This window comes from Halomonas sp. DQ26W, from assembly GCF_003339685.1.
Taxonomy (GTDB): Bacteria; Pseudomonadota; Gammaproteobacteria; order Pseudomonadales; family Halomonadaceae; genus Halomonas.
In genome coordinates, this window is record NZ_QPKI01000012.1 from 78,079 (window position 1) to 100,527 (window position 22,449).

Annotated in this window: 16 protein-coding genes and 1 pseudogene; 12 read left to right on the forward strand and 5 right to left on the reverse strand. The window is 61.1% G+C overall.

What is annotated here, in order from left to right; translation table 11 throughout:
* Positions 1–61 precede the first annotated feature (61 nt).
* The 5 genes from DU490_RS08475 to DU490_RS08495 all read left to right on the forward strand — a co-directional run bounded on the left by DU490_RS08475 (position 62) and on the right by DU490_RS08495 (position 6,966).
* Positions 62–1,219, forward strand: a complete 1,158-nt coding sequence (locus tag DU490_RS08475) for a transglycosylase SLT domain-containing protein (protein ID WP_114573879.1) — start codon at positions 62–64, stop codon at positions 1,217–1,219.
* A gap of 107 nt (positions 1,220–1,326) precedes the next feature.
* Positions 1,327–3,162, forward strand: coding sequence for an extracellular solute-binding protein (locus tag DU490_RS08480; RefSeq protein ID WP_114573880.1), 1,836 nt, complete (start codon positions 1,327–1,329; stop codon positions 3,160–3,162).
* Between the two features lie 49 nt (positions 3,163–3,211).
* The gene (locus DU490_RS08485; protein WP_114573881.1) at positions 3,212–4,285 is read left to right on the forward strand and encodes a microcin C ABC transporter permease YejB; all 1,074 of its coding nucleotides are present in this window, start codon (positions 3,212–3,214) and stop codon (positions 4,283–4,285) included.
* Positions 4,286–4,289: 4 nt separating this feature from the next.
* Complete coding sequence (locus DU490_RS08490; RefSeq protein WP_114573882.1) at positions 4,290–5,375, forward strand: ABC transporter permease; 1,086 nt, start codon at positions 4,290–4,292, stop codon at positions 5,373–5,375.
* Positions 5,368–6,966: an ABC transporter ATP-binding protein gene (locus DU490_RS08495; protein ID WP_114573883.1), complete on the forward strand. Its 1,599-nt coding sequence runs from the start codon at positions 5,368–5,370 to the stop codon at positions 6,964–6,966. The genes DU490_RS08490 and DU490_RS08495 overlap by 8 nt, the downstream gene beginning before the upstream one ends.
* 116 nt (positions 6,967–7,082) lie before the next feature.
* Here DU490_RS08495 and DU490_RS08500 read toward each other — a convergent pair whose 3' ends face one another.
* Both DU490_RS08500 and DU490_RS08505 read right to left on the reverse strand, forming a co-directional pair.
* Positions 7,083–7,784: a pseudouridine synthase gene (locus tag DU490_RS08500; protein ID WP_114573884.1), complete on the reverse strand. Its 702-nt coding sequence runs from the start codon at positions 7,782–7,784 to the stop codon at positions 7,083–7,085.
* The gene (locus DU490_RS08505) at positions 7,784–8,599 is read right to left on the reverse strand and encodes an amidohydrolase (RefSeq protein WP_114573885.1); all 816 of its coding nucleotides are present in this window, start codon (positions 8,597–8,599) and stop codon (positions 7,784–7,786) included. The genes DU490_RS08500 and DU490_RS08505 overlap by 1 nt, the downstream gene beginning before the upstream one ends.
* 143 nt (positions 8,600–8,742) lie before the next feature.
* On the opposite strand from DU490_RS08505, the gene rarD reads away from it, so the two are divergent.
* Positions 8,743–9,669: an EamA family transporter RarD gene (gene rarD / locus DU490_RS08510; protein ID WP_114573886.1), complete on the forward strand. Its 927-nt coding sequence runs from the start codon at positions 8,743–8,745 to the stop codon at positions 9,667–9,669.
* A 20-nt stretch (positions 9,670–9,689) separates the two neighbouring features.
* Here rarD and DU490_RS08515 read toward each other — a convergent pair whose 3' ends face one another.
* Both DU490_RS08515 and DU490_RS08520 read right to left on the reverse strand, forming a co-directional pair.
* Positions 9,690–11,282 carry a methyl-accepting chemotaxis protein gene (locus DU490_RS08515; protein ID WP_258801516.1) on the reverse strand — a complete coding sequence of 531 codons (1,593 nt, stop codon included), beginning with the start codon at positions 11,280–11,282 and terminating at the stop codon, positions 9,690–9,692.
* A 465-nt stretch (positions 11,283–11,747) separates the two neighbouring features.
* A complete protein-coding gene (locus DU490_RS08520) occupies positions 11,748–13,022 on the reverse strand; it encodes an O-acetylhomoserine aminocarboxypropyltransferase/cysteine synthase family protein (RefSeq protein WP_114573887.1) in 1,275 nt (424 codons plus the stop codon).
* A 140-nt stretch (positions 13,023–13,162) separates the two neighbouring features.
* On the opposite strand from DU490_RS08520, the gene DU490_RS08525 reads away from it, so the two are divergent.
* From DU490_RS08525 to DU490_RS08550, 6 genes are all read left to right on the forward strand, one after another.
* Positions 13,163–14,881, forward strand: a complete 1,719-nt coding sequence (locus tag DU490_RS08525; RefSeq protein ID WP_114573888.1) for a SulP family inorganic anion transporter — start codon at positions 13,163–13,165, stop codon at positions 14,879–14,881.
* A 269-nt stretch (positions 14,882–15,150) separates the two neighbouring features.
* Entirely contained in the window at positions 15,151–16,311 is a 1,161-nt protein-coding gene (locus DU490_RS08530) for a TAXI family TRAP transporter solute-binding subunit (protein WP_114573889.1), read from the forward strand.
* A gap of 66 nt (positions 16,312–16,377) precedes the next feature.
* Positions 16,378–18,402 (forward strand): TRAP transporter fused permease subunit, encoded by a 2,025-nt coding sequence (locus DU490_RS08535; RefSeq protein ID WP_114573890.1) that lies wholly within the window; start codon positions 16,378–16,380, stop codon positions 18,400–18,402.
* Between the two features lie 55 nt (positions 18,403–18,457).
* Positions 18,458–19,882, forward strand: coding sequence for an enoyl-CoA hydratase/isomerase family protein (locus tag DU490_RS08540; RefSeq protein WP_114573891.1), 1,425 nt, complete (start codon positions 18,458–18,460; stop codon positions 19,880–19,882).
* Positions 19,882–21,075, forward strand: coding sequence for an acyl-CoA dehydrogenase family protein (locus DU490_RS08545; RefSeq protein WP_114573892.1), 1,194 nt, complete (start codon positions 19,882–19,884; stop codon positions 21,073–21,075). Before DU490_RS08540 ends, DU490_RS08545 begins: the two co-directional genes overlap by 1 nt.
* Before the next feature lie 25 nt (positions 21,076–21,100).
* Positions 21,101–22,204: an acyl-CoA dehydrogenase family protein gene (locus DU490_RS08550; RefSeq protein ID WP_114573893.1), complete on the forward strand. Its 1,104-nt coding sequence runs from the start codon at positions 21,101–21,103 to the stop codon at positions 22,202–22,204.
* 124 nt (positions 22,205–22,328) lie between these two features.
* Here DU490_RS08550 and DU490_RS08555 read toward each other — a convergent pair.
* Positions 22,329–22,449, reverse strand: a pseudogene (locus DU490_RS08555) (electron transfer flavoprotein subunit alpha/FixB family protein); the annotation flags it as partial.

Here is a 22,449-nt window from a genome sequence, read left to right on the forward strand (position 1 = left end):
ACATCCCATGGAAGCCTGGCGGCACCCCGTCACGCCGCCACAGCGACCTGAAGGAGAACGCATGACTTACCTTACAGCTCGACGAAGGACCTTAGGCCTCGTCAGCAGCCTTGCCCTGTTCGGAGCCCTGGCTGCCGGCGCACAAAGTCAGGCTGCCCCCCATCCTGGTGTCAGTAACACGCTTTCGACGACCCATTTCTGGAATGATCTCCAACTGGATTTTCTTCCTGGCAACACCTGGGAGCGGTTGCGAGACAATCTGCAATGGCAGGATCGAAGCCATGATGCGCGCGTCCAGCACTGGATCGATCACTATCGCGCCAATCCGCACAACGTGATCGCGATCATCGAGCGCGCTCGCCCTTGGATGGCCTGGATCAACGAAAAAGTGGAAATCCGTGGCCTGCCGGGTGAAATAGCCTTGATCCCCTTCGTGGAGAGTTCGTTTGACCCCACGGCGCGCAGCCATCGCGGCGCTGCCGGACTCTGGCAGTTCATGCCCGGCACGGGTGATGCCCTGGGCCTGAGCCGTCGCAATGGCTACGACGGTCGTCTCGATGTCGTTGCCTCGACCGAAGCCGCCCTTGACTATATCGAGCTACAGGCCGATCAGTGGTATGAGGGTGACCTCGAGCTCTCCCTTGCTGCCTACAACGCCGGAGCCGGCACCGTGAACCGTGCGCGGCATGCTGCCAACGCCCGTGGGGAGCCCACGGACTACTGGCATCTCCAATTGCCCAATGAAACTATGCACTATCTGCCAAAACTCAATGCCATCGCTGCCATCGTCGCCGACCCCGACGCACACGGCATCGACTTGCCAGACATCGATGACGCACCGGCCTTCGCCAAGGTAGCGGTCGAGGCACCGATCAACCTTGGTCAGCTCGCCACCATGACAGGCGTGGACCGGGCTGAACTGTCGGCCCTCAACCCCGGGCTGACCAATGGCAGCGCCAACCCCGCCACTGGTGAAGTGGTACTGGTACCGATCGAGTATGAAGAAGTTGTCCTGGCCCACTTGACGACCCCGGCATCCGCGTACCCCGACACCGGAGTGGAGCAGCATGTCGTTGCCCGGGGAGACAGCCTCTCGTCCATTGCCGCCCTGCATGGCAGCAGCGTGGAAGAGATCCGCCGACATAACGGGCTCAACGGGGATTTGATTCATGAAGGGCAGCGCCTGGAGATTCCCCGGCGGAGCCTGGCCTCACGCTGATACCTATATCATGAAATACGACTGTAGAGGTTTACAAGAACCGGAAGGCCTGAGACCTTAAGGCGGCACCCTGCCTGTCGGGGCATGTTTCAGCAAGGATGTCATCGATGCGGTTCGTCTATCGTTACCTCTTCTTAACTGCCATCGCCATGGGCTGGGTTCCGTCGACACTCGCCAACGAGCACGACGCGATTCGCACGGTTCATGGCCTTGCTCTCTACGACGAACCGGCCTTGGGTAAGGACTTTACCCATTTCCCCTACGTCAATCCCCATGCGCCCAAGGGGGGAAGCTTGACCAGGGCTGCCGTAGGCAGCAGCTTCGATTCGACCAATCCGTTCATCATCCGCGGCACGCCCGCCATCGGCATCGGCGAAATCTACGACACACTACTGGTGGAAAACGTCGATGAGCCATTCAGCGTCTACGGCCTGCTGGCCCGAGGCATGCGCCTCGACCCAGACCGTTTCTGGATCGAATTCGACCTGCGCCCCGAGGCGCGCTTCCACGATGGCAAGCCCATCACTGCAGAGGACGTGGTCTTCAGCTTCAAACTGCTGGTAGAGGAAGGCAACCCATTCTACCGAGGCTATTACGCCGATGTGGAGAGCGTCGAAGCGTTGGACCACGATACTGTGCGCTTCGAGTTCGCCACCAACCACTCCCGCGAGCTGCCCCTGATCGTCGGCCAGTTGCCGATCCTGCCAAAGCACTATTGGGAGGAGCACGACTTCAGCGCTCCGACCCTGGCACGCCATCCGGGTTCCGGCCCCTACCGTCTCGCTGACGTCGAACCCGGCCGCCGCATCGTCTACGAGCGAGTAGCGGACTATTGGGGCGCCCAACTACCCGTCAATCGCGGACGGCACAATATCGATCGACTGATCTACGATTACTACCGAGATCGGGATATCGCCTGGGAGGCCTTCAAGGCAGGCATCATGGACTATCGTACCGATGCCCGGGCCGCCACCTGGGCCATCGGCTACGACTTTCCCGCCTACAATGACGGCTTGGTGAAACGGATCAGTGTGCCGGACGGCCAGCCTTCACGTATGCAGGCCTTCGTCTTCAACCTGCGACAGGAAAAGTTTCAGGACGCTCGAGTACGTGAAGCCCTCAACCTCACCTTCGATTTCCCTTGGCTCAACGCTAACATCTTCTACGACTCGTACCGTCGAACAGAGAGCTACTTCCAGAACTCCGAGATGGCGGCCGAAGGGCTGCCGAGTGAGGCGGAACTCGCCCTGCTCGACCCGCATCGTGACGCCTTGCCCGAGCGAGTCTTCGATAGTGAGCTGCCCATCGATCACCCGACAGAGCTGCGCGAGCGCCTGCGACAGGCCTACGAACTGCTGCTGGAGGCGGGCTATGAGGTTCGGGATGGCGTCCTGGTGGACGGCGAAAGCGGTCGCCCGTTGTCCGTCGAGGTCATGCTGTTCGACAGCGGTTTGGAGCGGGTCGTACAACCTATGCTGCGCAACATGTCACGCCTCGGCATTCAGGGCGGCCTACGTATCGTCGACATCAACCAGTACCTCAACCGCCTGAGAAGCTTCGACTTCGAGATCATCACCGGCCAGTTCCCTCAATCAAACAACCCCGGCAACGAACAGCGCGAATTCTGGACCAGCGACTTCGCCGAGAGTCCCCAAAGCCGTAACCTGATGGGGTTGCAAAGCCCGGTGGTCGATGACCTGGTCGGGCGCCTGATTCGAACTGACAGTCGGCACGAGCTCAATACGGCTGCTCGCGCACTGGACCGAGTCCTGCGATGGAACTTCATTACCATTCCACATTACCATTCCGGCGAGACGCGAATTGCCATCTGGGACAAGTTCGGCTACCCCGAACCTTTCCCCAAGTACGGATTCGACCTGTCTGCCTGGTGGGTTGAAAGTGAGCGAGAAGAAGAGATCAATCGTCGTCTTCGCCGCCGATAGGCCGTGCGGGTACCTCAGTTAATGCTGCTTTCACAAGGATGAACCCATCGTGAGCCGCTACATCCTGCGCCGACTGCTGCTGATGATCCCTACCATGATTGGGATCATGCTGCTCAACTTCATCATCGTCCAGGCCGCACCTGGCGGCCCTATCGATCAGATGATGGCGCGTTTCGAAGGCATGGACGCCATGTCCAGTACCCGCCTGGATACTGGAGGCGGCGACGTTGTGGTCCGCGACGAATCCCGCGGCGCACGCGGTGTGGACCCACGTTTTATCGAGCAACTCGAGCAACAATTCGGTTTCGACAAGCCGGCCCATATCCGCTTTCTAGGCATGATGCGCGACTACGCCACCTTTGATTTTGGCAATAGCTTCTTCCGTGACCGGCCTGTCGTCGAACTGATGATCGAGCGGCTGCCAGTATCGATATCGCTTGGCCTCTGGACCACTCTTCTCGTGTATCTGATATCGATTCCCCTCGGCATACGCAAAGCACTGCATCACGGTTCACGCTTCGATGTCTGGACCTCGGGGCTGGTAATCGTGGGCTACGCCATCCCTGGATTCCTGTTTGCCATCCTGCTCATCGTGCTGTTTGCCGGAGGTAGCTACTGGGACTGGTTCCCACTGCGCGGCCTCACTTCGCCAGACTTCCACGAACTCTCGACATGGGGCAAGATCAAGGATTACTTCTGGCACATTACCCTGCCGGTGGTGGCCATGACCATCGGCAGCTTTGCCACCCTGACCATGCTGACCAAGAACAGTTTCCTCGACGAGATCCACAAGCAGTACGTACTTACCGCCCGCGCCAAGGGTGCCAGCGACCGCCGCACCCTCTATGGACATGTGTTTCGCAATGCCATGCTGATCATCATTGCCGGCCTGCCCGGGGCCCTCATTACGATCTTTTTCACCGGTTCGCTGCTGATCGAGGTGATTTTTTCGCTGGAGGGCCTGGGGCTGCTGGGGTTCGAGGCGGTGATGCAGCGTGACTACCCGGTGATCTTCGGCACGCTTTTCCTCTATACCCTGATCGGGCTGATCCTCAAGCTGATTTCCGACCTCACCTATGTCTGGGTGGATCCACGCATCGATTTCGAGACTCGGGAGTCCTGAACCAATGGCCTTTGCGTTCACCTCAAAGCTCTCCCCTATCGCTCGTCGACGCATCAGCGTTTTCCGCCACAACCGCCGGGCGCGGGTGTCGCTGTGGATCTTTCTGATCCTGTTTGGCCTCAGCCTCATCGCCGAGTTGATTGCCAACGACAAGCCCATCGTGATGAAGTTCGATGGGCAGTGGTATGCGCCTTTGATGGTTGATTATCCGGAGACCGAGTTCGGCGGTTTTCTGCCGACACGGACCGACTACCACGACCCGTTCATACAGGCGCAGATCGAGGACCATGGCTGGGTGCTCTGGCCACCGATCCCCTTCTCCTACCAGACCCTGGACATGCAAATGATGCGCCCCTCGCCTTCTCCGCCCGACAGGCGCCACTGGCTGGGCACCGATGACCAAGGGCGCGATGTTCTGGCCCGGGTCATCTATGGCTTCCGTTTATCGGTTTTCTTCGCCCTGGTACTGACCGTTGGCTCTTTGGTGATGGGCGTACTCATTGGTGGCATACAGGGCTACTTCGGTGGCAAGACCGACCTTGTCGGCCAACGTCTGACAGAGATTTGGTCGGGATTGCCGGTGCTGTTTCTCCTGATCATCCTGGCCAGCCTGGTACAACCTGGCTTCTGGTGGTTGCTGGGCATCATGCTACTTTTTTCCTGGCTTGGGCTGGTGGATGTGGTGCGCGCCGAATTCCTGCGGGCTCGAAACCTGGAGTACGTGCGCGCAGCCAAGGCCATGGGACTCCCATCGCGCCTGATCATGTGGCGCCACGTCCTGCCCAATGCCATGGTCGCGACACTGACCTTCATTCCCTTCCTGTTCACCGGTGCCATCACCACACTGACCGCTCTGGATTTCCTCGGCTTCGGTCTGCCGCCGGGCTCCCCCTCACTGGGAGAATTGGTCGCCCAGGGCAAGAACAACCTGCATGCCCCATGGCTTGGCATCACTGCCTTCGTCAGCCTGTCGCTGATGCTGTCTCTACTCGTGTTCATCGGCGAAGGATTACGTGATGCCTTCGACCCACGCCATATTCAACACGCCCCGAGTGCAACTCACTTGACCAGGACCCAGCCCGATGCCTGAATCGCATTCTCGATACTTGCTGCGCTTGGACAAGCTGACCATCGCATTCGACGGCGTAACGGTACTGCAGGAGCTGACCCTCGAGGTACGTCGCGGCGAGACCCTTGCCCTGGTGGGTGAATCCGGCTCCGGCAAATCGGTGTCGGCGCTGGGCACCATGAACCTGCTCCCCGACAATGCTCGCGTGGAAGGCGGACGTTGGCTGGGCGAGACTGACCTGACCAGCCTCAAGAGACGCGACTGGCAGGGGCTGCGTGGTGGACGTGTCGGGTTCATCTTCCAGGAGCCAATGACCTCGCTCAATCCACTGCACACTGTGGCCAAGCAGATCGGTGAGACACTGCGGTTACACCAGGGACTTTCCGGTCGCGAAGCACGCGAGCGGACGCGTACACTGCTGGAGCAGGTAAGGCTGCCACGCCCCGATGAGCTGCTGGATTCCTGGCCGCACCAACTTTCCGGCGGTCAGCGACAGCGCGTGATGATCGCCATGGCGATTGCCAATGATCCCGAACTGCTGATCGCCGATGAGCCCACCACCGCCCTCGATGTCACCGTTCAGCAGGACATTCTCGCCCTGCTCGCCGAGCTACGAGACAAGCACGGCATGGGCATGCTCTTCATCACCCACGACCTCAATCTGGTACGCCGGCATGCCGACCGGGTCTGTGTGCTCTTCAATGGCCGCGAGCAGGAGACTGGCCCGGTTTCCGATGTCTTCAACTCACCCCGCAGCGCCTATACCCGGACCTTGCTGGAGGCTGAGCCCACCGGGCACCCCGCACCGGTATCTGCCGACCAACCTCTGCTACGGGCCCGAGGCGTGTCTGTCAGCTTCCAGCGACCAAAGCGGCTTTTCGCCAAGCGTCCGCCAGCCTTCGAGGCCGTCAAACCGGTAAATCTTCAGATCGCACCCGGCGAAACGCTGGGTATCGTCGGCGAATCAGGTTCCGGCAAGACGACCCTGGCCATGGCGCTACTGAGGCTAACGCCCTGTGACGGCGAGATCGATTTTGGCGGCGAACGTCTCGACCGCTTGAGCGGTAATGCTCTGCGCAAGCGTCGGCGTCGTTTTCAGGTCGTCTTTCAGGATCCCTACGGTTCACTATCCCCGCGCCTGCCAGTCTCGGAAATCGTCAGTGAAGGACTACGTTTTCACTATCCCAAGCTGGCGGAGAGCGAGGTCTTGCAGCGGGTACAGGCATCGCTGCATGAAGTCGGCCTGCCGGCCGACTGTGCTGCACGTTACCCCCATGAGTTCTCGGGAGGGCAGCGTCAGCGCATAGCCGTAGCCCGCGTCCTCATTCTCGAACCCGAGCTGGTGATCCTCGACGAGCCGACCTCGGCCCTTGATCGCACTGTACAGAAACAGCTCGTGGAACTGCTTCGCGACCTGCAGGTTCGCCGAGGACTGAGCTACTTATTCATTAGCCATGACCTTGCTGTGGTGCGTGCCATGGCACATCGGGTTATGGTTCTGAAAGACGGAGAGCTGATAGAAGAAGGTAATTGCCAGAACGTTCTCGAGAACCCGACCAGCAACTACACGCGTGCGCTGGTAAAAGCGGCGGGGCTTCGCATCGACCGCTGACGGATCTGTTCGACTGTTCGTCCGAGCATGATGGGTTGACAGTGAGATAACGGTATAAATAGCGGTCGGTATAGGCCGTGCATCGCCTCTCGGGCAGGTACCCGTGACGTCAGCCGTCAGCTAAAGGCGGCTACCTCCGCATCGGTTAGTTCCCGCCACTCGCCTGGCGCCAGCTCGTCAAGGCTCAACGGCCCGATTGAAACTCTGTGCAGTGCTTCCACGCGGTTACCGATAGCGCCGAACATTCGCTTTACCTGATGGTATTTTCCCTCGTAGAGCGTCAACTCGGCATCAACAGGTGTGAGCATGGTCAATCCGGCGGGGCGGATTGGTTTTTCTTCGCCGTCGAGAAGGACCCCTTCCGCAAAGTAGGCCACAGCGTTTTCCAGCGCCTCACCCTCTAGCGGTTCGGCAAGGCTGACACGGTAGACCTTGCCGCAACGCTTGCGGGGTGACGTAACACGATGAGACCACTGCCCGTCATCGGTCAACAGGACCATACCGGTAGTATCGACATCGAGCCGCCCTACCGTCTGCAGCCGCTCGACCTTGGGCAGCTCAATCAGTTCGATTGCCCTGGGGTATAGCCCCCGCCGGGCGCTACACTCTACACCGGCCGGCTTATTCAGCATGATATAGCGCAGTCCGACAAGCACCAGGAGCTCCTCCTCCAAGTGCACCCTGTCCTGCTCACCGACGTGCTGCGCCGGCTGCTTGACTACCTCACCATTTACGGTGACCTCGCCCCGGTGCAGCGCTTTCTTGGCTAGACCGCGTGTCAGGTCGGTGGTCTCGGATAGAAATCGGTCCAATCGCATCAGAAACCGACTCCATCAGCAACATTGAAATGATCGGCATCCCGCCATGCCGGGAATTTGTCGCGGAAAGCATCGAGTTCGGCCCGGGACAGCACCCCTGTCTTGATGAATGGCTGGTCACGGGGCTCATCGATCACTGCCTCGCCCTTGAAGTCCACCAGCATGGAGTCACCAGCGTAGGCCATGCCGTTGGCGTCTTCACCGACGCGATTGACGCCAATCACCGGACAGAGATTCTCGATCGCCCGCGCCTGCAACAGAATGCGCCAAGGATGTCGTCGTGGGGCAGGCCAGTTGGCCACGCAGAGCAGGGCATCGTATTCGAAATGCTCATCGGCGGCCGGTTGTTGGCGCAGCCAGACGGGGAAGCGAAGGTCATAGCAGACGCTCAGCAGGATACGAAAGCCCTTTAGCGTGACGATAACTCGCTCGTGACCCATGGAATAGCGCTCGTGCTCACCGGCCATCCGAAACAGGTGACGCTTGTCATAATGAACACAGCTACCATCCGGACGCGCCCAGATAAGGCGATTGAAATAGTGCTCGCCTTCCACCACGGCCACGCTACCGGTCACCACGCAGCCACGACCGATGGCCTGTTGCTGAACCCAAGCCACAGCGCGGCTCTCCTCCATGGGTTCGGCCATTTCACGCGAATTCATGGTAAAACCGGTCGAGAACATCTCCGGCAGAACGATCAGATCGGTTTGCGCACCATCGATTCCGTCGAGTTCAGCTTCCAGCATGCGACAGTTGGCTTCTGGGTCTTCCCAGCGCAGGTCGCACTGCACCAGTGTCGTACGTAAGTCGCTCATTCCGGCTTCCCTTGGGTGAATCGCCATACCCCATAGCCTAACTCAGCAGGGCGCCTCCGTCAGCCAGCAGCCACACTCAACCGCTCCCATGGAAAAGCGACAAATAGCCTGCTAAGTTGATGCTTTCGCCAAGAGATGATGGAATGTCCCCCAAGCCCCTTCCTGATGCCGAAGCCACCAAGGGTGTTGCCTTCGGCCTGACCGCCTATGTGATGTGGGGCTGCTTTCCGCTGTTCTTCGCCCTGTTCCAAGGCGTTCCCGCTTTCGAGATCCTGATTCACCGCGTCATCTGGTCCTGTCTCTTCCTGGTGGGGCTTGTTACGGTGATGAATCGCTGGCACCCGATCCGCCAAGCGCTGGCCGAACCCAGGCGGCTCGGCCGTGTACTCGGCTGCGCCGTGCTGATTGCCATCAATTGGGGGCTCTATATCTATGCCGTGGAAACCCGCCAGGTCTTCCAGGCGAGCCTGGGGTATTTTCTCACGCCGCTGATCAATGTCGCGTTGGGAATGCTGGTACTGCGCGAACGCATGGCCGGGCTGCAGAGTCTGGCCGTGCTGCTTGCCGCAACGGCCATCATTATACAACTGGTACTGCTGGGTGAGCTGCCATGGATCAGCCTGACTCTGGCGCTCTCCTTCGGCACCTATGGCTTGCTGCGCAAGCAGGTTCCCCTCGACGGCCTTTCAGGCCTCTTCGTTGAAACCCTGCTACTGCTGCCCCTGGGACTGATGGCGCTCTCCTGGCTGTCGATGAACGATCTCTCGCACTTTCTCGACATGCCTCGCACCACCCTGCTGTTGATGGCCAGTGGCGTGATCACCGCTCTGCCGCTGCTGGCTTTCGCTGGCGCTGCTCGGCGGCTACGCCTGGCGACACTTGGGTTTCTGATGTACCTCAACCCGACCATTCAGTTTTTCATCGCACTGCTGGTATTTCGCGAGCCGCTCTCACCGATCCAACTGGCCACCTTTGTGCTGATCTGGGTCAGCCTGACGCTATACTCCTGGTCGGCATGGCATACCCGAGGCCAACAACCTCTGACTCCGGCCGAGAGCCAGTCGAAATGAGTGGATAACCTCAGCAACGATCAGGCTGCCTCGGGCTTGTAGCCGACACGGAATCCTCCCCAGTGCTTGCTACCCACATAGATCGGCACCGATAGATCATGAATGACCTCCCCGGTATCACGCTTGTAGGTCTGCAGCAGCAACGTCTCCTCGTGTGTGCCCGAACGCTGACCGGTAGGATCTTCGTAGATGCGACGGTTACGGCAGAACTTCAGATCGTGATCATACTCGCCATTAGGTGGCTGGCTGACGCTTTGGTTGTGCGTCGGTATGTAGCCTCGCCGGTCGATAGCGATAGCGTAGGCGACCCCCAGGCGATCCAATAGCGGCTCCTGGATGGCCGGGAAGTGCTGGTCCGTATAGCTGACGACACCGGTCGTGTACTGCTGGGGGTTGGTGCCGGGTATCGGCGTATAGGTGGCATGGAAAAGAGTCTGCTCGTCGAGCTCACCACGCTTGATTGCCGAGTCGAGCAGAGAACCGAGCTCAATCGCAGCCTGGCGTGCTGCCTCGAAGACCTGCTGGTGTCGCCCTTCCAACCGCTGTTGCGCCAGCGCTCCATCGACGGCTTCTGCCCCTTCCATGAGCGAATGAGCCTGGCTCGCAAGACCATGCATATCGCGGGTGCCCTGTTCGGCCTCAGCCGCCAGTATCGTCAGTGTTCCCGCCACTCGCTGGGAGTGCTGGTTGGTATCTTCCATCGCCACGGCAATGGAACGAATCTCGCTTTCGACCTGGTCGAAGTTGCCTGTCATCTCGGTAAGCTGTTCACCGACCTTTCTCATCTCCTTGGCACGATCACCGACGCGCTGCATCAGATGACCGATGGTATCGACCACGCGATGGCTGCTGTCACCGATATCGCCAACCAGTGCTTCGACATTGCGTGTGGCATCCGCTGTCCGTCCCGCCAACTGGCGCACTTCACCTGCCACCACGGCAAAGCCGCGACCATGCTCGCCGGCACGAGCCGCCTCGATTGAGGCATTCAGCGACAGCAGGTTTGTCTGCTCAGCGATCTCCTCGATCAATGAAGTGACGTGGCGTACGCTATCGGCTTTCTGGCTCAGCATGTTAAGCAGCCCCAGCGCCTCTTCCGAGCGCTCGGCGAGCATCTGCATCTCCTCGATCACCTGGCCAAGTGCTTCGCGGCTGACATGACTGGCATCCCGTGAGCGGCTGGCGAGATTGGCCACGTTGGCCGCGCTCGCTGCCACCTGTTCGATGGCAGAGGTGATCGAGCCCATGCTGGCGGAGGCCTCACGCACCGTGTGTCCCTGGCGCTCCAGGCGCTGATCCATGCGGTCAGCATGATGCGACACTTCGGCCGAGGCAATGGCGGTATTACTGGCCTGGCGAATCAAGCCATGGGCCATGCGCCGCAATGACAGATAATCCCGGGTAGCCGGGAGCAAGGTCCTGATGCCCTGCGTTTCCAGGGTGGCGGCATTGGCGCGGTAAATACTGGCCAGCCCAGTGAGTGATAGAAGGCAGCCCGCCAGGGCAGCGAGGCTCAGGCCGAGGTAGGCTTGCCACCCCAACCCGAGACCGTTCATTACGAAAACGCCCGCGGCGAGGGAGGTCGCGGCTAACAGAAACATCAGTATCCGCATGACGCCTTATCTCTTTGTTATTGGGAGTAGCCGAGATTAGCGTCATATAAGTAGTATTCGCATTACCACTTTGGCCTGAGAGACGAAAGCACAACTCAAGTATGTGACTTATCAGCCGATATCATGAGGTTACCTGATTACTCACCTTGATCAGCCATCGGGCCTATCTTGAGCCACACTGAAAGAGCTCGGAGGGCCAAGACGTTATAAATCGTCCTCCCTTAGCGATTGCCTCCACCAACGCTGCCACGCCGCTGCAGGAGTAGTTTCAGCTCACGACGGGAGGCCGCAGGCCTCCTGTCAGTATTGCCAACGCCAACGATCACCGCCAACGTGGCGGCCTCCACCAGGCGCCTGCTGAGGCTTATGCGTAATCAGGTGAGGTTATGCTTCGGGATGTACCGACTGTGGATGTACCGTCTGTGTGGGGGGGGGGCCGCCCCATGCAGGGGGCGGCCACGCCAGTCAGGCCTGGCTGGCGGCAAGCGCCTGTTGCAGATCGGCGATGATATCATCGACATGCTCGATGCCGATGGAGAGGCGCACCATGTCGGGTGTCACGCCGGCTGCGAGCATTTCCTCGTCATTCAACTGGCGGTGGGTGGTGGATGCGGGTATCGAGGAGCAGGTCTTGGCATCGCCGATATTGACGAGTCGCAGGACCATGCCCAGCGCATCGTAGAAGCGCGCTCCCGCTTCGCGTCCACCTTGGATGCCGAAGCTGAGAATACCCGAGGCATGGCCGTTCATGTAACGCTGAGCAAGTTCGTGATCCTTGTGGCCAGGCAGACCGGCATACTGGACCCAGTTGACCAGATTGTGGTTTTCCAGATATTCCGCCACATTACGCGCATTGGCGCAGACACGCTCAATGCGCAGGGATAGCGTCTCCAGTCCCTGCAGCAGATTCCAGGCCGCCTGTGCCGACAGCGCAGCGCCCATGTTGCGTAGCGGTACAACGCGCGCGCGCGCGATGAAGGCGGCTTCACCGACGTCGCGGGTATAGCTAACCCCATGATAGGAGACATCCGGCTCGTTGAGCAGCGGGAAACGTTGCGGATGATCGGCCCAGGGAAACTTGCCGGAGTCGACTATGACGCCACCTACCGTGGTGCCATGCCCACCGATGTACTTGGTCGCGGAGTGGATGACTATGTCCGCACCGTGTTCGATGGGCCGCCACAGGAAGGGCGTGGGCACGGTATTGTCGACGATGACGGGAACGCCGTGGCGATGGGCGGCCTCGGCCAGCCTGGTCATGTCGACCACGCTGCCAGAGGGATTGCCGACGCTTTCGCAGAATACCGCCTTGGTGCGAGCGTCGATCAATGACTCGATACCCGCGATGTCGTCCTTGTCGGCAAAGCGCACCTCGATACCCTGACGCGGCAAGGTATGCGCGAATAGATTATAGGTTCCGCCGTAGAGCTCGCTGATGGAAACGATATTGTCACCAGCTTCGGCGATGGTCTGGATCGCATAGGTGATCGCGGCCATGCCCGATGCAACCGCCAGACCCGCGATACCGCCCTCCAGCGCGGCAATTCGCTGCTCCAGCACCGCACACGTTGGATTCATGATGCGTGAATAGATATTACCCTCGACCTTGAGGTCGAACAGATCGGCCGCATGCTGGGCGCTGTCGAAGGAAAATGAGGTAGTCTGGTGAATCGGCACCGCCACGGCGTGCTGATCGTCAGGTGTGTAGCCGTGGTGCAAGGCGATTGTTTCGGGCTTCATGTCGTATCCTGATGTGTTGAAGAATCGGTAGAGTCTATTTCACCTGATGCTAACCAAGTCCCAACCCTATCACCAATATCGTTTAGTCTTGTGCCCCAGGTTCTCCTGCCGGTCACCACACCCAACTTTGAAGTGAACGGATGCTCAAGCGTTACCTACCGATACTGACATGGCTGCCTCACTATAACCGCCGACTGTGCGGTGCCGACCTGCTGGCCGGAGCCATCGTCACCATGATGGTGATACCGCAGTCATTGGCCTATGCCATTCTTGCCGGACTTCCGCCGGTAGTAGGGCTCTATGCCAGTCTGCTCCCGCTGCTGGCCTATACCCTGCTTGGGACCAGCCGCACGCTTGCCGTGGGCCCGGTGGCGATTATCGCGCTGATGACCGGTGCTGCCCTTAGCGATGTCGCCTCGCCAGATAGCGCGGCATATCTCCAGGCGGCCCTGGTGCTGTCACTGCTCTCCGGATTGATGTTGGTTATCATGGGCATGCTTCGCATGGGATTTCTGGCCAACTTTCTGAGTCACCCGGTAATAGCCGGTTTCCTGTCCGCTTCCGGCATCTTGATTGCAGCCAGCCAGGCCGGTCACCTGCTAGGTATCGACGCCACTTCCACCGCACTGTTGCCACGTATCTCGGAGTTGGTCTCCGGATTACCGGGAGTCCACCTGCCCACACTGGCCCTGGGTGGTGGCTGCCTGCTGTTTCTGATTCTGCTACGACTGCGCGGCAAGCGGGCTTTACGGGGACTCGGCCTACCCGGCAACCTAGCCGATCTGCTTACCCGAGCCGGCCCCGTTCTCGCCGTGGTGGTCACCACCTGGATTACCTGGTATTTCGACCTTGCGGCACAGGGTGTGGCCGTCATCGGCGACATACCCCAGGGACTGCCACCCTTGACACTCCCCGGCTTCGACGCCTCGCTGTGGCGGGCACTGTTGATACCCGCTTTCTTGATCAGTGTGGTGGGCTTTGTCGAGTCCGTCTCCATGGGGCAGATGCTTGCTGCCCGACGACGCGAGCGCATCTCACCCAACCAAGAGTTGGTCGGGCTCGGTGGGGCCAACCTGGCAGCGGCCTTTTCTGCCGGCATGCCGGTCACGGGGGGGCTATCGCGTACGGTAATCAACTATGATGCGGGCGCACGCACACCGCTTGCCGGTTTTTTTGCCGCCATCGGTATCGGCGTGATCACGCTGTACTTCACTCCGGTCCTCTACCATCTGCCCATTGCCACTCTGGCCGCCACCATCACCGTGGCAATTCTGACCCTCGTGGACCTCCCCATGATCCGCCAGACCTGGCGCTACTCACGCAGCGACTTCTCAGCCATGGCGTTGACCATCCTGCTGACACTGGTCGAAGGCGTGGAAGCCGGAATCATCAGCGGTGTCGCACTTTCCATTGGCCTGTTCCTCTACCGTACCAGCCGCCCCCACAGTGCATTGGTGGGCCGCATACCCGACACCGAGCACTTTCGCAACGTCGAACGTCATGACACCGAGACCATCAGCCACCTGGCCCTGTTGCGAATCGACGAAAGCCTCTATTTTGCCAATGCCCGCTACCTTGAGGATACCGTCTACGATCTGGTCGCCACTCGCCCCGAACTCGAGCACGTGGTATTGATCTGCTCGGCGGTCAATCTGATCGATGCCTCGGCCCTGGAAAGCCTGGACGCCATCAATGCGCGACTCTCCGACTCTAGAGTGACGCTGCACCTGGCTGAAGTGAAGGGTCCGGTCATGGACCAACTCAAGCGCAGCGATTTTCTTGACGACATGACCGGACGGGTGTTCCTGAGCACCTATGCGGCCTGGCGCGAGCTGTCCCGTCCGTTCTCCACGGATTAACCAGTGGTCGCCGCTGCTCCTCGCGCCAAAAGCGGCTATACCTTGGTTGTATTTTGCGCTTTTTTTCTCTAACCAAGCACCTTGCTTCCCAATCTTTTCCAAAGACTTATCAAATAGTTGACGCGCACATTCCGCCAAGCGGACGAGCAATTCTCGCGACAATGGCAAGCATGCGTTGACACCGCGTCACCGGCTTCCTAGTATCGAGTGCAGTTTCGGAATCAAATACCGCACAGCAAAACAACAATCGCATTTACAGGAGTCGCTCTATGCGCCAGCTCTCTCGCTCACTCATTGTCGCCACCCTGCCACTCTCGCTGCTATCCGCTAGCGTGGCCCAGGCAGCCGAGGTCGAACTTCCGGGCACCATGGCCTGGACCGCCTACGGCACCAATTCAAGTGGCTATGCCCAGGCCGTGGCCATCGGCAACATGCTGCAGAATAAATACGGTACCTCAGTGCGTATCCTGCCCGGCGACAATGACGTCTCGCGCATGACACCGCTCAAGCAGGGCCGCGTCGATCTGTGCGCCTGCGGCATTGCCAGCTACTACGGCGCTGAAGGCGTCATGATGTTTGCCCACCGCGACTGGGGCCCCCAGCCCATCCGCGTGATTACCACCTCTACCGCTTCGTTCGGCCTCTCGCTGGCGGTGGCCGGCGATCTCGACATCGAGACGCCAGCTGACCTGGCCGGCAAGCGTATCGCCTATATCCGCGGCGATGACGCCCTGAACAAGGGCACAGAAGCCTACCTTGCCTTCGGTGGATTGACCTGGGACGACGTGGAGCGCGTCGACTTTCCCGGCTATGCCCGCTCCTTCGACGGCATCATTGCCGGCAACGTCGATGCCTCCTTCACCACCACCGTGACCCCGCCTGCGCAGCAACTCGCAAGCAGTCCTCGCGGAATCAGCTGGCCGGTATTGGACCCCGACAATGCCGAGGGCTGGGAGCGCATGATGGCAGTAGCGCCGTACTTTCGCCCCCATGAGGTGACAGCCGGTGCTGGTGACGTCAGCGCCGACAACCCTGTGCCCAGCGCCAGCTACCCCTATCCGATCGTGGTCGGCAACCAGGATCTCGATGACAAGGTGGCCTACGGCCTGATCAAGGCGCTGCAGGAAAACTACGACGACTACAAGGACGCCGCACCCGGTGCCGTGGGTTACGCCTTCGAATACCAGGATCTGAAATGGGTCATTCCATTCCACGATTCGGTTGTCGAGTACTACGAGGAGATCGGCGTCTGGACAGACGAAATGCAGGCGCATCAGGCGTCGCTGGTGGGACGTCAGGAACTGCTCGTCGCCACCTGGAACAACTTCCTAACTGATGCTCCTACAGACGAGGATGAGTTCCGCGATGCCTGGATGCAGGCGCGTGCCGAGGCGCTAAGCGGCGCTGGTCTCGATCCTGTTTTCCAGTAAGTCAAGTCCTCTCAGCCAGACCCTGGGGCGGCCTTGCCGCCCCTTCCCCGATTCACGGACGCCGCCATGACCAACCCCACTCCCCCTGCAGATTCGACGCGCGAGCTCAAGGAAAAGGTCACCCACGTTCGTCCGCTTCCCCCTGCACTGCGCTGGATTCCCGGCGCAGTGACGGTCGTGCTGCTGCTGATGACCCTGGATTACCTGTTCAACCTTGGCTGGTTGCGCTTCGTCACCGGGTTGGAGACCCAGTTCTACTACGCTGTGGTGGCCCTGCTGCTGCCGCTTGTCTATCTGTTGTGGCCGCTCAAGGCCTCGCTGCAGTATCGACCGATACCCTGGTATGACTACGCCCTGAGCATCGCGACGCTGATCGTTGGTGGCTACTTCGTCTATCACGCCGAATCTATTCTCGAGCGCGGTTGGGCCTTCGCCGCCCCCGATATTGCCATCATGGCAAGCTATGCCTGGTGGCTGCTTATCATAGAGGCGGCCCGTCGCGCCGGCGGCTGGCCCATTGCCATCATCGTTTCGCTGTTCTCGCTGTACCCGCTGGTCGCAGATATCGTGCCAGGGCCGATCCAGGCGTTCCCCTCCACGCTGGAGGAGACCGCCATGTACCACACCATGAGCACCGAGAGCATCATGGGCGTGCCGCTTCAGGCATTTGCCGGCCTGGTAATCGGTTTCCTGGTGTTCGGCGTAGTGTTGCAGAAGAGCGGAGGTGGCAAGTTCTTCATCAACCTGGCCTTCGCGCTGCTCGGTCACGTCCGCGGCGGCCCGGCCAAGGTGTCGATTTTCTCCAGCGGTCTCATGGGCTCGATGAGCGGCAGCGTGATCAGCAACGTGCTGACCACAGGTGTGCTTTCAATCCCCGCCATGCGCCGTATCGGCATGGGCCGCTCTTTTTCCGGCGGCGTTGAGGCCTGCGCTTCCACCGGTGGGGTGCTGATGCCACCGGTGATGGGGGCAACTGCCTTCGTCATGGCGATGTTCCTCGACGTTCCCTATGCGGCCATTGCGCTGGCCGCGGTCATTCCCTCGATTCTCTATTTCCTCGGGCTATTCATCCAGATCGATGCCTACGCTGCGCGCCACGATATCAAGGGGCTTCCCGCCGCTGAATTACCCTCACTGTTACAGACGCTGAAGGAGGGCTGGTACTTCATCTTCGTCTTCGCGCTGCTGGTATGGATGCTGTTGGTAATGCAGCGTGAGGCAGTGGCACCGTTCTACGCCACCGCTTTGCTGCTGGTACTTAACCAGTTCTCGCGCCACAACCGCTGGGGCCTACGCGAGTTGGGCGAGTCGCTCTCCTCGGCGGCCAAGCTGTTCGCCGAGCTGATTGCCATTCTGGCCGGCGTCGGCATGCTGGTCGGTGCACTATCTATGACCGGTCTCTCAGGCACCATTGCCAACGACTTCATCCATATCGCCGGTGGCAGCGTGCCGCTGCTGCTGATCATGGGCGCCCTGACCAGCTTTGTGCTCGGCATCGGCATGACCGTTACCGCCGCCTACATCTTCCTCGCGGTGGCGCTGGCCCCTGCGCTGATCCAGGGTGGAGGGCTCGATCCCATGGCGGTCCATATGTTCATTCTCTACTGGGGCATGCTGAGTTTCATCACCCCACCCGTGGCACTGGGGGCATTTGCCGCCGCCACCGTAGCCGGCGCACGCCCCATGGCCACTGGCCTGCAGGCCATGCGTCTGGGCAGCGTGATATACTTCATTCCCTTCCTTTTCGTGCTCAACCCGGCGCTGATCATGCAGGGCGAGCCGCTGCAGATCGGCCTGGTCTTCATTCAGGCACTGTTCGGCATCGTACTGTTCGCATCCGCCATGCAGGGCTATCTGATCGGCGTCGGCCGACTCGGCATAGGCGCCCTTTCCGAGACCCTCGTCCGAGGCCTGGTGCTAATGGCCGGCCTGCTTATCGCCTTGCCCGGTGGCGGTATGGTGCCACTCAGCCAGCTCGAACTGATCGCCTACGCTCTCGCCGCCCTGGTCCCTGCTGTGCTGCTGGCTCGCTGGAGCCAGCGCCGGGCACGGCCACATGCGGCGGCGCTGACGCCGCCCACGGACTCATGAGCTACCGTTTGCACGACTCGTTCTCCTCCACTCCAGATACTGGGAGATCCACCCCATGACGACTCCGGTCACATACCAGCGCCATGACGATATCGGTGTGATCGTCATCGACAACCCGCCGGTTAACGCCCTGGGCCAGGCCGTACGCCAAGGCCTGGTGGAGGCCATTGCACAGGGCAACGAAGACCCCGAAGCTCGCGTCCTGGTGCTGGTCACTCGCGGCAGGACCTTCATCGCCGGTGCCGATATTCGCGAGTTCGGCAAGCCGCCCCAGGCGCCGATCCTGCCGGACGTGATCAGGCACCTGGAGGCCAGCGCCAAGCCTATCGTGGCCGTCCTGCACGGCACGGCCCTCGGTGGCGGGCTCGAAGTCGCTCTGGGCTGCCAGCTTCGGGTCGCCCTGCCCGGCACCCGGGTGGGTCTGCCCGAGGTCAAGCTGGGGCTGCTGCCGGGCGCCGGTGGCACCCAGCGGCTGCCACGCCTGGCCGGCATCGCGGCGGCGCTCGACCTGATCACCAGCGGACGTTTCGCAGCCGCGGACGAGGCGCTAGAACTCGGTATCGTCGATGCCTTGGCGGACACCAACGACCCTCTCGAAGCCGGCCTGGCAGCGGCGCGAGACGTGCTGGCCGGCAAGCACTCGCCGCGGGTAACCGGCGAGCTGCCCCCCCCCGCGGCCGATCCAGTGGCCATCGAGCGCTACCGCGCCAGGCTCGAACGGGAGGTACCCGAGCTCTATTCACCGTTCCGTTGCATCGAGGCGATCGCCGCCAGCAGCGAAGGCAGCCTGGCCGAGGGCCTGCGCCGCGAGCGTGAGTTGTTCGCCTCCTGCATGGACTCGCCCCAGCGCGCCGGGCTGATCCATGCTTTCTTTGCGGCCCGCGCCCCTCACAAGGTCCCTCATGCCGGCGAGATTCCCGCTCTGACCCATCTAGCCCTGATCGGAGAGCATCTTCTTTTCGAGCGCCTGAGTGGCAAGGCCGAGGGCGCCGGCATTCAACTCAGCGACGCCATCATCGAGAACTCCCAGGCCTGCCTGGTAGCCCCTGAAGCCAACGTGGAGTGCTCTGCGCACTGCCTGCGCATCGCCATGTTGTCGCCTACCGACGCCGGAGAGCTCGACTCCATCGATGCCGATCTGGCGTTGGTTGTTGCTGAACAAGGCGGTATGGCGGAACTGGTTACCCTGCGTGCAGACGCTGGGCAGCAGCAGGCCGCGGCCAATGCCCTCAAGGCATTGCGCCAGGCAGTCGTGGTGAGCCGCCAGGGAAGCGTGCTGGCCACGCTGACCAAAGCAGCCCAGAACGATGTCGCCAATCCCCACGCAGCCATGGAGGCGGCCAGCCTGATGCTTGCCGAAAGCGGCTGGGCTTACCGCAACAGCGATATCGACCTGCTCGCCATCGAGTCACTCGACTACCCGCGCCACCTCGGCGGCCCCCATCGCCAGGCCGGCCAGAGCCCCGGAGGAGAAGCCTGATGAACCTCGATTTCAGCGCCGAGGAGCAAGCGTTTCGTGGGGAAGTCCGTGACTTCCTGGGCGCCGCGCTTCCTGGTGACATCCGCGAACGCGTACGCCTCGGCCGGCAACTCTCAGCCGACGACCATCTGTGCTGGCAGAATATCCTCAGCGAACGCGGCTGGCTCGGTGCCAACTGGCCGCAGGAACATGGCGGCCCCGGCTGGGGCCCGGTTGAGCGACACATCTTCGACGAGGAGTGTGCCGCAGCCCATGCCCCGACCATCGTGCCCTTCGGGGTCAGCATGGTCGCACCGGTGATCATGAAGTTCGGCAGCGAGCCGCAGAAACGCCATTACCTGCCGCGCATCCTCGCCAACCAGGACTGGTGGTGCCAAGGCTACTCCGAACCCGGTGCTGGCTCGGACCTGGCCAGCCTGCGCACCCGCGCTGTACGCGAGGGCGATGAGTATGTCGTCACTGGCCAGAAGACCTGGACCACTCTGGGACAGCACGCCAACATGATGTTCTGTCTGGTGCGCACCGATCCCGAGGCAAAGAAGCAAGCCGGCATCAGCTTCCTGCTGATCGATATGCAAAGTCCAGGTATCAGCGTCAGGCCCATCGTCACCCTCGATGGCGCCCAGGAGGTCAACGAGGTATTCCTCGATGAGGTACGCGTCCCGGTAGCCAACCGTATCGGGGCAGAGGGCCAGGGCTGGACCTGCGCCAAGTTCCTGCTTACCCATGAGCGCACCGGTATCGCCGGACTTGGCCACGCAAAGCAGGCGCTGCGCCATCTCAAGTCGCTGGCGGGTCGGCTCCAGCACCGCGGCCGCCCGCTGCTCGAACTGCCGAGCTTCCGTCAGCGAGTGGTCAAAGCGGAAATCGAACTGATGGCGCTGGAGGTTACCCACCTGCGCGTGCTCGCCGCCGCCCGTGACGGTGGGGCCCCGGGTGCCGAGAGCTCACTGCTCAAGGTACGCGGTTCGGAGCTTCGCCAGGAGCTCAGCGAGCTGACCCGCCGCGCTCTGGGTCCCGCGGCGCTGCCCTTCTTCCCCGACTACCTGTACGGCGAGCAGAAACTGGAGCCCGAGCGAGCCGAAAATGCCGCGGTGAGCGCTCAGTACTTCAACCGCCGCAAGCTCTCGATTTATGGCGGCAGCAACGAGATCCAGAAGAGCATCGTCGCCAAGACGCTGCTCGGTATGTAACCGGTCGGCATGTTAAGGAGCCCCCATGGATTTTTCCTACAGCGACGAGCAGCGCATGCTCGCCGATACCCTGGAGCGCCTGGTCGCCGATCAGGCGCCAACCGAGAATGACGCCCTGCCCGGGGAGCCCTCTACCCTGTGGGGCACCTTCGCCGAACTGGGCCTGCTGCAGTTACCCTTTACCGAGGAGGTTGGTGGCCTGGGCGGTGACGGCATCGACGTGATGATCGTGATGCAGGCGCTTGGCCGTGGCCTGGTGCGAGAGCCCTACCTGGCCGGCCTGCTGCTACCCGGCACCCTGCTGGCCAGCCTGGCAGACGCCCCACAGCAAGAGCGTTGGCTGACCCCTCTGCTGGCAGGCGAACTTCGGCTAGCGCTGGCCTGGCAGGAAGCCGCCGCCCGCCATGATGCCCACGCCATCACCACTCGCGCACATCGACAGTCGAACGGCTGGTTGATCAACGGTGCCAAGCAGGTAGTGCTGGCGGCCGATTCAGCCACGGCACTGCTGGTTACCGCCCGGATCGATGACGGCACGCTCGCCGTCTTCCTGGTACCTGCCGACACCCCGGGGCTTGAGCGCAGCGACTACCCCACTCTCGACAACCAGGCAGCAAGCGATGTGCAGCTGAAGGATGTCGTACTATCCCACGACGCTCGTCTCGGTGAAGACGCCGCAGAAGCCCTGGATAAGGTATTGGCATTGGGTCGCGCCGCGCTCTGCGCCGAGGCGGTGGGCGCCATGGAGGTCGCCTGCGAACAGACACTGGCCTTCCTCAAGGAACGGCGTCAGTTCGGTGCCCCGCTGGCAAGCTTCCAGGTACTGCAACACCGCATGGTCGACATGCATTTGCACCTGGAGCAGTCTCGCTCGATGGCGATTCTCGCCGCCGCCAGCCTCGAGCGCCCCGCCGACGAACGCGACTACCGAGTTGCCGCGGCCAAGGCTTACTGCGGAGAAGCCGCCCGCTTCGTCGCCGAACAGGCCATTCAGCTCCACGGCGCCATGGGCATGACCGAGGAGTGTCGAATCTCCCACTACGCCAGGCACCTTGTGATGTTCGACCACCACCTGGGTGACGTGGATCATCACCTGGAGTTCGTCGGCGAGCGGCTTTCGGCTGCCTGAACCATCGTCTAACCAGCAACTTACAACGATAAGCAAACGGCCCCTTGCGGGGCCGTTTGTGTTTACATTTTGCTTTCAACTTCCAGCAGGAGTTCGAACCGACCGACCACCAGAGCGATCTTCCTTACAGCTTGCTTTCCAGCTCCGGCAGGATTTCGAACAGGTCGCCGACGAGGCCGTAATCCGCGACCTGGAAGATCGGCGCTTCCTCGTCCTTGTTGATCGCGACGATCACCTTGGAGTCC